Source organism: Psychrobacter sp. ENNN9_III, assembly GCF_001462175.1.
Lineage (GTDB): Bacteria > Pseudomonadota > Gammaproteobacteria > Pseudomonadales > Moraxellaceae > Psychrobacter.
The window spans coordinates 1-10,555 of sequence record NZ_LNUO01000066.1; the positions used below are offsets into that span (position 1 = coordinate 1).

Consider the following 10,555-nt stretch of genomic DNA (forward strand, 5'->3'; position numbering starts at 1 on the left):
GGGGGGGGGGGGGGACGGGGCCCAAGATAATAAAAGTCATTTATTACCCTCTGTTTGGGATTTAGTTGTAGTAATCAAAAAGAGGTTTTGTAGTATTTATGAGGAGCAACTGATTGGCATTTGCGGTGCATTGGGAGCTGGAGGTGTGCTATCAAGCGTTGTTGCAATATCTTGTACCGTATATGGGCTAGCAAGCAACTCGTATAAACGTGCTACTTCTTCAAACTGGCCTTGTTCAGCGGCAGTGATAGCGCGCTGAGCCATACTATTACGAAGTACATAGACGGGATTAGTCGTTTGCATGTCATTAATGACTTGCTCGAGAGATAGTGCTTGCACATGTTCTACATAACGCGCTGACCAGTCTTTCCATACTTGTAATGCTTCACTTGGTAGCTCATGAGTCAAGGTGGCTAATAGCTGTCGCTCATAAGCATGATCTTCTGGAGCAATGAGACCTAATATGGCACGAAAGCTATTGGTATAATCAAGCAAGTTGTCCTCTAGCAAGGTCAACCACTCAAAAGCCAGTGTCAGACTCTCTGGTTGATGAGGTAGTCCCAGCTTGCGGCATAGTCCTTGTTGATAATGCTGCATAAAGGTGGCTTCATAAGGTGCTAAGCAATCTGATAAAGCTTCACGCGTCACTCCTTCTAAGCGCATAAAGTGTGGCAACCAAACATTGAGATTCCAGTGTCCAATAGCAGGTTGGTTTTGATAAGTATAGCGTCCGGTATGATCTGAATGGTTATTGATCCAAGCGGGATTAAAACGTTCCATAAAGCCAAATGGCCCAAAATCCAAAGTGCTGCCAGTGATAGATAGATTATCGGTATTCATCACTCCATGAGCAAAGCCAATCAACTGCCAGTCAGCTATCATACGTGCCGTACGTTCAACGACTGTTTGTAAGAATGCCAATACTGGCGCTTCGCTATCACGAGATTCTGGATAGTAAGTATCTATCATATAATCGGTAAATTCGCTAAGTAGGTCAGGGGCAAAGCTTGCAATCCACTCTATGTGACCTAAGCGTATGTGGCTATCGGCTACGCGCATTAAAGCTGCACCAGCTTCCATACGCTCGCGGCGTACAGGCGTATCGGACACCACAAAACCAAGCGCATTGGATGACGGGATGCCAAGTTGAGTCAGTGCATGACCACACAAATACTCTCGTATGGTACTGCGTAATACCGCCCGTCCATCACCCATCCGCGAGTAAGGCGTTAGACCTGAGCCTTTGAGATGTAAATCTTGCGGTTGGTCGTTATTATCCAATACTTGCGCTACCAGCAAGCCGCGACCATCACCCAATTGTCCCGCCCACTGTCCAAACTGATGACCTGCATACGCCATCGCCAAAGGCTCGAACTTGGCAGGTACATACTGACCACCAACGATATCCACCCAGCGCGTCATCAAGTCCTTATCCTCTGACCAGCCAATCTGCTGTGCGACTTGGGTATTAAAATGTCCTGCACGCGGATTTTTAAGTGCTGTTGGAGTCTGCTTATGATACAAACGTGGGTCTAAATTGACATAGGTGTTTTGATAGCGCATGTGAGATTTTCCTGCTAATACCGACTAACGGTAGATGATAAATAACGATAAATCTACTATAACATAGCCTTGATATTACACCTGTAGACTCTGTCCATATCTTGTAATCTACTGTTAATCAGCGACACACAAGATGACAAACTACAGCCATTTTTTTAAAGTCCACAAAAAATCCCCCTGTCTTATAAAGAGAGGGGGATTAAATAACATTTAATAGAATACTGTGATAGAACACTAACGTGTAATAAATCAGCTCATTTTAAGCGGCTTTATTGTTATAGCCAATTGAGCGGAAGGCAATTTTCAAGTTGTCATTATGCGCATGGATTTTTTGTTCAATCTTGGCATATTCAAGTTTGAGCTTATCATCAACTTCATGCAAGCGATCTGCAAATTCAGTCTTTTTCATCTCAATCGCTTTGGCTTTTAACGCCTGCCATTCTTCTACTGTTTGTGTAAAAGCCTCATATTCAAACTTGATGCGATCTTGGAAGTTTTGCATGACATGAGGGATATCAAGACCACTTGCACTTACCGTATCGATTTGCTGCTGAGCTTGTTTGAACTGCATTTGTACTTCAGCATGTTTGATTGTAGTGTCATCGACCGTACGTAGGTCAGTTGTCAAACCAATCTTAGATAAACCCGCGATCAACCATTTGGTTGGATCGTACTGCCACCACTTCACACCATTACGATAATCATATTGGAAGAAGTGATGATAGTTATGATAACCCTCACCCCACGTAAACAGCGCTAAAAAGAAGTTATCGCGCGCAGTATTGGTGTCAGTATAAGGACGACTACCAAACATATGACATAACGAGTTGATAAAGAAAGTAAAGTGATGCGTCAATACTAGACGTAGCAGACCTGCAAGTACAAGCGTACCCCAAACATCACCCAACAACCAACCAACCGCTGCAACCAGGCCGACGTTGGTTGCTAGTACCCAAAGGCCATAATATTTATGCTGGATTTGCAGTACTTTATCTTTAGTTAGGTCTGGAATGTTTTTGTAGTCAAACTTACCACTTGGATAATTACGGAGCATCCAACCAATATGACTAAACCAAAAACCACGTTTGGCTGAATAAGGGTCTTCTATACGATCATCAACATGACGGTGATGGGTACGGTGACCTGAGACCCAATCAAACGCAGAGCCTTGTACTGCAAGCGTCGAACCTAGCAATAAAAAGTTTTTCACAACAGGATGGGCTTTATAAGCACGATGTGACAGTAGGCGGTGATAACCTGCAGTAATACTGATACCTGTCCATACCATAAAGGCACCAAAGACACCCCAAACAGGCGCACTTACTTGATGGGTAAACAAATACCACGGAGTAATGACAGCAGCAGCAATAGGAGTCGCTACTAATATGGTCGCTGGTATCCAGTTAATTGGCGCTTTTTTGAACTCAAACTCGCGTAAATCGATGGTTTGGTTGCTTGTGGTGATATCGTTCTGATCAGCCGTTTTTGTATAGTTGCGTTTTGCGGTAGGCTGCTCATCAAGCGCAGCTTTCGCCTTGGTATTGTCAAACCAAGTTTTAAAACGCCCAACCTGAGTGGTTGCGTTATCCAAAATGCTGTCACCAGATTTGATAGCGAAACGTAAGCCTTTAAGCGGTAAGCCCATTGCTTTTTTTGCAATCATATAATTTTCCTTTAAGCGGTAAGCCCATTGCTTTTTTTGCAATCATATAATTTTCCTAGCGGTATTAGTTTCAGGCTCTATATTACCCTAAAAGAAGCGGAAAGTGAACGTTTATGCACTAGAAAAATATTAATAAATAACAATAACTTGTATGAGTTATTGGATATTTCATTGTAAATACCCTATTAGCTATCAGGTGTTGTGTGAAAGTGTAAGTTCTACTAAAGCTGTGTTAAGAAACTATTGATTAATAAATAGCTAAAAAAGTTGTACCTCAATCGATAAAAACCTTGTTAAATTGAGCTAAATGTATGACGCGAATAGTAAAATGAGCTCTTAGCTTACGATAAGTGTTAAACCAAAAGGATTTATAATAGCTGGGTTGGAATATCAGTAATAATGACATCTACTTGCCATTTGACAAGTTTTTTTGCGATTTCTATATCGTTTACCGTCCATGCGCTTACCGGTAAGCCATAACGATGCGCATTTTGGATAATAGATTGGGTGATTAGCGGATAGTGTATGCCAAGCTGCGTACAACCCAATTGTAGAGCAGTATTAGGCGCTAAAGCCATTGATTGCGGTGTACGTACTAGTAAGCCGCGCGGGATATTTGCTAGCACTTTATTACATTGTAGCTGGGCCAAAAGCTGTACATCAAAAGTAGTAAGAACGATAGGTAAGCTGGCAAGAGGGGTATCTACTAAATAACGTATCAACGCTTGTATCAGTTTGGCGTAATTGGTTCGGTCATGAGTTTTAATCTCAAGCTCAATATGAGTAAACTGAGTCAAAGCAGGTAGCGAAATCTTGGATTTTCGGGTCTTAGTGGTTACCGTTGTGCCAGTGACTGAGGCTTTAGGTATATCTGATCGAGAAAAGTTAGCAGAAGGGCAGGTCATGGACTGCGCCAACATATCCAAAGTAATAATTTTATGGCCTGATTGTAGTTGACGTTGAATTTCAATCAAACTTAATTGGTCGACTCGCGACTGTAAGCCGCAAAGTCGCTGCAGCGTTTCGTCATGAAATATTACTAGATGACCATCTGCGGTGAGTTGTACATCAAACTCTACGCCTGATAAGCCTTGTGCTTGTAGTCCATAAGCATGTTCAAAACCAAATAGCGTGTTCTCTAATGCTTCACTGCGTGCGCCTCGATGTCCTAAGAGCAGCGTGTTATCAAGCTTTATCATAAAGATCCATCGTCAATTATCTTCTAGTCAAGAATATGATACCGTGTAAAGTTTTGCGCAAAATGTAAGAGATGTATAGTAAGGTTTGGTTTTGTACAGCTCGGTAAAAATAATGATAGCTACTAGCTAAATCAGGCAATGAGACTGCTCTATCCTTAAATCGCTTAATAAAGGTTTGTTGCGTTTTTGCAACTAAAAAGGGTTTTTATAGTCTCCGCTGGGTTTTATTTGTATATCAATGGTCCACATTACTGACCATCTGCTACAAACCTCGTATAATGACCTGATTTTAATATTGGTCGTACACAGCTGTTATAGCGTTATGACAATCTAGATAGCTATACTGTCTACCCTTGACGGTGCAAATGAGTAAATCGGGAGCAAAATAGATATGAGCGTAGCAAATAAAAAGTGGTCAAAATGGCAGCAAGTTGCTGGTATTAGTGTGATATGTGGTTTAGCTATTGCTGGTTGTGAACGTTCGGACAAAGATGAGACTACTGAGACAGCTGAGGTTACTACTGAGCAGCCGGCAGCTAATGATGGTACGGTTGTTCCTGCTATCAGTTGTGATAACCCCATGGTACAAGATCGCTTAAAATCTGCTTTAAAAAATACCCTTAATCAGCAAGCACAGTCATCAGCTGCCACTTATGCAAACATCGCAGAAGTCAATATAGACAACAATGTGCTCATGGATAAAGTAGATGGGGTAATGATTGATGTGCAAAATGCTGCCATCTTACAAGAAGCCAATGCGAATGGTATGACGACCTGTCAAGCAAGTGTCAGTATGACATTGCCAAGCGAAGATTTGTACCAAGCCAGTCAGATGAGTGCGGCTAACAATCAGCCAAGTCTACAAACGCGACTTGCCCGAAATAACATTCGTATTAACAATAATATGTTAGTCGACGACGCCTTTACATATGTGGCTGGCGCTCAAAGTGGGCAAATACAAGCTCGTATTGCAGGTCAACCAGCTCTCATTACCATTGTATCTGATGTGATGGCAAGCTCTGTCATACAGTCGGTTGTAGATGAACAACAAGCGAAGCGTCAAGAGCAAGAAGCCGCGCGTCGCCGTGAAGCCGCACGCAAGAATAGTGAAAACCAAATAAAACGCCAACCAAAACCTGTCACGCCAGTAGAGCCTGTGCGTCCAGCTGAACCCGCTACGCCGCCTACTATCAATCAAGATAATAATGACAATAGTGCCCAAGAAACAGCTGCACTACCTAGTGTCGATGCCAAGCCACCAGTGACGCCTGAAGTACCAAAAGTCGTGCCACAAGATGAAAGCATCGATATGGTTATCATTGAAGATGAAAGCGCTACTTATTAAGTATTAGTATCCTCTTTGGCTAAAGCTAATAAACGCCTGCAACTAGAATAAGTTGCAGGCGTTTTGCATATAGCATGCGCTCATTGATTGTCAGGTTAACGGTTGTTTTTATTATCGTTAATGGTAACGTTCTCTAAAACTTGACTGTCCCACAGTACCTCAGAGACCTGATTGGGGTCAGTACAAAAGCGCGCTGCGACAAACAACCAATCAGACAAACGATTGATAAAGCTAAGCGCAGTACTACGAATGGCTTGTGCATGCTCTTGCTGTAATAATACAGCTTGGCGCTCAGCACGGCGACACACACTACGCGCCACGTGCAACTGACTGACCAATAATGAACCTGTAGGTAGGATAAAGTCTTTTAGCGGCGGTAGGGTAGTATTCATCGCATCGATTTGCTGCTCTAACCAGTCTATATGAGTGGGATTAACACCTTCATATCCTGGCATAGCAAGCTCGCCACCGATATTGAATAACAAATGCTGAATGACCACTAGAGCTTGAGTGAAATCTGACTCTTTTTGTTGCAAACGCTCTGGTAGCTGTTGTTTACTTGGCGTCACATTGTTGTCAGTTATGGCTTGTGTCAGATGTGCACGTACCAAACCGATGTGTGAGTTGAGCTCATCGATATCACCCATGACACTAAATAAATGGTCCGCTTTACTGACGCGGCTGCCATCTGCCATACCAGTACTACCATCATCACCGGTACGCGTATATATTTTGCTCAAACGATTGCCCATCTCTTATCCTTAATAGTTTTTGGTTGTGCACTGGTGTTAGTTGTCTGGCCATTGTAGTATTTTCTCGCTGTTTTCGCTAAGATAATAGGTTACGTTTTATTTTCTTTATTTTTATCAAAAGGCTTTTTTACTATGACCACACCACTTGCCGATGCGATGTCTCAGCTTGTCATTTATGATTCACTCACTGGCGGCAAACGTCAGTTTGAGCCACTCAAAGCAGGACAGGTAGGCATATATGTGTGCGGTATGACTGTCTATGACTATTGCCATATTGGCCATGCTCGCGTTATGGTTGGGTTCGATATGGTAGTGCGCTGGCTGGCACGACTAGGCTATGATGTTGATTATGTGCGCAATATTACCGATATCGATGACAAAATCATCGCTCGCGCTAATGAGAACGGTGAAGATATTAGTGCGTTGACACAGCGTTTTATTGCAGCGATGCACGAAGATGCAAGCACACTTGGCTGCCAAATGCCAGATGCTGAACCACGGGCGACTGAACATATTAACGAGATGCAGCAAATGATTGAGACGCTGGTCACACGTGATTATGCATATGCAGGTGACAATGGTGACGTCTATTATGCAGTGGACAGCTTTTCTGACTATGGCAAATTGTCTAAGCGTAACCTTGATGATATGCAAGCAGGCTCGCGGGTCGATGTCGAAAACGATAAGCGTAATCCGTTTGACTTTGTACTCTGGAAAGCGGCAAAGCCCGATGAGCCGCAGTGGGCGTCCCCTTGGGGTCAAGGGCGTCCAGGTTGGCATATCGAGTGCTCGGCGATGTCAACGAAGTGTCTTGGCGATACCTTTGATATTCATGGCGGTGGGCATGATTTGCAGTTTCCGCACCATGAAAACGAGATAGCGCAGTCTGAAGCGGCGACAGGATGCGAATACGCGCGTAACTGGATGCACATCGGTTTTATCAATGTTGATGGCGAAAAGATGTCTAAGTCGCTGGGTAACTTTTTTACCATTCGTGATGTAACCGCCAAGTATTTGCCTGAGACGGTACGTTTTTTCTTATTATCAAGCCATTATCGTAGCCAAGTAAACTTCTCTGATAGTGCTTTAGATGAAGCACATAATAGCCTAAGCAGATTATATAACGTCTTAAAACTGGCTGAACAGCAAAAAGGACAATCGCTAACAGTCACTGACGAATTGATAAACGACGCTTATAATAGCGCGGCTGGACAAGATTTTATCAAAGCGATGAATGATGACTTTAATAGCTCGACAGCGATTAGTGTATTATTTGGGCTGGCACGTGATATTAATAAAGCTATCAAAGCTGAAGATTTAAACACAGCATGGCGCTTGGCGCAGCATCTAAAAGCATTGGCACAAGTACTCAATATTTTGCAGCAGCCAGTACAACAGTTTTTGCAAGCTGTGATAGGCGAGCAATCAGATGATGGGCTAACAGATGCCGCTATTGATAATTTGATCATTGAGCGTGCAAATGCCAAAACCGACAAAAACTTTGCGCGTGCTGATGAAATACGCGAGCAACTAAAAGAGGCGGGTATTGAGCTTGAAGACAGCCGTGCTGGTACGACATGGCGCCGTGCTTAAGTAAACTGCTTGTGACAATAAATACGTATACTAACAAATTAAGTCAGCTTTACGCTGGCTTTTTTTTGCGCGCTGTTTTAGTTTGACTTATCTTTAAGATACTTTTTTTATATAAAACTCTCAGACTTATAGGCGCTAATCGTATGAACCGCCTTACCAAAAAAGATTTTACGATGAACTCTTCTAAAGCTTATATCATGGTTGGGTTGCTAAGTATCATGTCTAGCAGCATTTACATGCCAGCTAAAGCTGCGGCGAGTGGTACTGAGATCACCACTAATAAAAACAATGCACTCGCTACGAGAGCAGAGCAGACAATAGACAAGCCTGATGGTTTTATAGAGTATGCTGAACAAAAAGTTGAATCCCTTGAGCAAGAAGGCATTGAGCTATCCGATACTATAAGTGACGCTTTATACGAAGATGAGCGAGCAGCGATGCAGCAAACGGACAAGCTGCAAGGATATACTGGGCTTACAGGTGGACAAGACGCAAACTACTTTGTTTTAAAGCGGTTAAATACAGGTCTACCGACATTGTCACCACCGCCAAACCTGTCCACACCGTTTGCAGCGTTGGAGTTTTTTCAAACGTCTGCGGTCACAAAACGATTTGACTTGGCTGCTTATGCACTTAATCTAAATTTGTTTGATCCAAGCTTGCAGCCAAACCGCGGTATGGAGTTGTCCAAACGTCTTGATTTTTTATGGAGTTGTCCAAACGTCTTGATTTTTTGCTACATAGAAAGAATCTTTATGTTTTTAATAAAATGCCAGATCGTCCTGATGGTTTGATTGAACCCTCTATCGGTAGCAGTAATCCCCTGCACGGTGTTTCGCGCCGCGCTATTCAACTTGGTCATATTGATTATCGTGGGCATCGAATACCTATATTCGTCGAACGAGTAAAAGTCGGCGACAACGCTCCTGTTTGGGTGTTTTCTGCCCAGACCGTCAGTCATATCGATAAGCTTTATGAGCAGTACAAACCTGCAAAGTTCGAAAGCTATTTGCCATCACTGCTCAAACTGCGAGTCCTTGGTATCGCTGTTTGGGAGTTTTTGGCTTTATTTATCTTCTTTATCGTGACGCTAGGACTGGGCTGGGTGGTTAGTAGGCTTACTGGTCGTTTGATAGATCGTTATACTAATGAGGAAGATGGCTCTTACATCGGTCGCAAAAAAAGCATCACAGACTTGGTCAATAAATTTACCATACCGCTGACCTTTACCATTAGTTTGTCTTTAGTATTTACCTTGGTTTCAGGTGGTTTTCCTTTTATAGACGCTATTGCAACAGCGACGCGTCCTATTGTATGGATAGCTTTAGTACTGAGCGCTATTTGGCTTGGTATTCGCGTCATTAACTTCTTTGCCAATCGTTATGAGGACATTCAAATCGACAGCTTAGAGGATGAAGAGTATGACGAGTACCGTAAGCGTACGACTTATTTATCAGTATTTCGACGCGTTTTTATCTTTGTTATGGTCATTGGCAGTGTTTGGATTGGAATGAGCGAATTTGTCAATCTTGAGGGTCTTGGTAAAACCTTATTGACTTCTGCTGGTATTTTGAGTGTAGTGATTGGTATTGCTGCGCAGCCCACGCTTGGTAATATCGTCGCAGGCTTACAGATAGCCATGACTCAGCCCATACGTATCGGTGATACAATTATGTATGATGGCAATTGGAGTACCGTTGAGGATTTAGGTTACACCTACGCTACCATCAAAACTTGGGATGAACGCCGTTTGTTTGTACCGATGCGCTACTTTGTGACAGAGACCGTTGAGAATTGGTCACATCCTGACCCTCATCAAACATTTACGGTAACTGTGCTGGTGGACTATGGTATCAATGTCGATGACGTTCGTGATAAATATGCGGCAGTGGTGCAAGCTAGTGAGTACTGGGATGGTGAGACTGAACCTATGCTGTATGTGTTGTCCGTAGATAGAGACACTATAGAGCTGTATGGCACTTTAGCGGCTGACAATCCTGATAATGGCTGGATGCTGCAATGTGAGATTCGTGAACAGCTGCTGGCTTATCTTTATGATGAGCAAAAACCCTATCTACCTGCCGAGCGTATCACTTTTTAAAAAACATTTAATGTGTTTTAAAAAATCTAACGAGACTGTGTGGACAATAAATACGTATACTAACAAATTAAGTCAGCTTTACGCTGGCTTTTTTTTGCGCGCTGTTTTAGTTTGACTTATCTTTAAGATACTTTTTTTATATAAAACTCTCAGACTTATAGGCGCTAATCGTATGAACCGCCTTACCAAAAAAAGATTTTACGATGAACTCTTCTAAAGCTTATATCATGGTTGGGTTGCTAAGTATCATGTCTAGCAGCATTTACATGCCAGCTAAAGCTGCGGCGAGTGGTACTGAGATCACCACTAATAAAAACAATGCACTCGCTACGAGAGCAG

The 10,555-nt window shown here is 42.8% G+C and carries 8 protein-coding genes; 4 read left to right on the forward strand and 4 right to left on the reverse strand.

The window, feature by feature from the left end; translation table 11 throughout:
* Positions 1-96: 96 nt before the first annotated feature.
* From PENNN9_RS04460 to PENNN9_RS04470, 3 genes are all read right to left on the reverse strand, one after another.
* A complete protein-coding gene (locus tag PENNN9_RS04460; protein ID WP_058368530.1) occupies positions 97-1,563 on the reverse strand; it encodes a protein adenylyltransferase SelO in 1,467 nt (488 codons plus the stop codon).
* A 259-nt stretch (positions 1,564-1,822) separates the two neighbouring features.
* Entirely contained in the window at positions 1,823-3,226 is a 1,404-nt protein-coding gene (locus PENNN9_RS04465) for an acyl-CoA desaturase (protein ID WP_058368531.1), read from the reverse strand.
* Between the two features lie 368 nt (positions 3,227-3,594).
* On the reverse strand, positions 3,595-4,425 hold the full coding sequence (locus PENNN9_RS04470; RefSeq protein WP_058368532.1) for a glycerophosphodiester phosphodiesterase: 831 nt from the start codon (positions 4,423-4,425) through the stop codon (positions 3,595-3,597).
* Between the two features lie 391 nt (positions 4,426-4,816).
* Between PENNN9_RS04470 and PENNN9_RS04475 the strand changes: the two genes are divergently transcribed.
* Complete coding sequence (locus tag PENNN9_RS04475; RefSeq protein ID WP_058368533.1) at positions 4,817-5,770, forward strand: hypothetical protein; 954 nt, start codon at positions 4,817-4,819, stop codon at positions 5,768-5,770.
* A 95-nt stretch (positions 5,771-5,865) separates the two neighbouring features.
* On the opposite strand, the gene PENNN9_RS04480 is transcribed toward PENNN9_RS04475, so the two are convergent.
* Positions 5,866-6,522 (reverse strand): cob(I)yrinic acid a,c-diamide adenosyltransferase, encoded by a 657-nt coding sequence (locus PENNN9_RS04480; RefSeq protein WP_058368534.1) that lies wholly within the window; start codon positions 6,520-6,522, stop codon positions 5,866-5,868.
* 132 nt (positions 6,523-6,654) lie between these two features.
* Between PENNN9_RS04480 and cysS the strand changes: the two genes are divergently transcribed.
* The 3 genes from cysS (at position 6,655) to PENNN9_RS04490 (ending at position 10,216) form a co-directional block, all read left to right on the forward strand.
* Positions 6,655-8,115 carry a cysteine--tRNA ligase gene (gene cysS / locus PENNN9_RS04485; RefSeq protein ID WP_058368535.1) on the forward strand — a complete coding sequence of 487 codons (1,461 nt, stop codon included), beginning with the start codon at positions 6,655-6,657 and terminating at the stop codon, positions 8,113-8,115.
* Between the two features lie 143 nt (positions 8,116-8,258).
* Entirely contained in the window at positions 8,259-8,909 is a 651-nt protein-coding gene (locus tag PENNN9_RS12675) for a hypothetical protein (protein ID WP_156410069.1), read from the forward strand.
* A complete protein-coding gene (locus PENNN9_RS04490) occupies positions 8,885-10,216 on the forward strand; it encodes a mechanosensitive ion channel family protein (RefSeq protein ID WP_197409070.1) in 1,332 nt (443 codons plus the stop codon). The genes PENNN9_RS12675 and PENNN9_RS04490 overlap by 25 nt, the downstream gene beginning before the upstream one ends.
* Positions 10,217-10,555 lie beyond the last annotated feature (339 nt).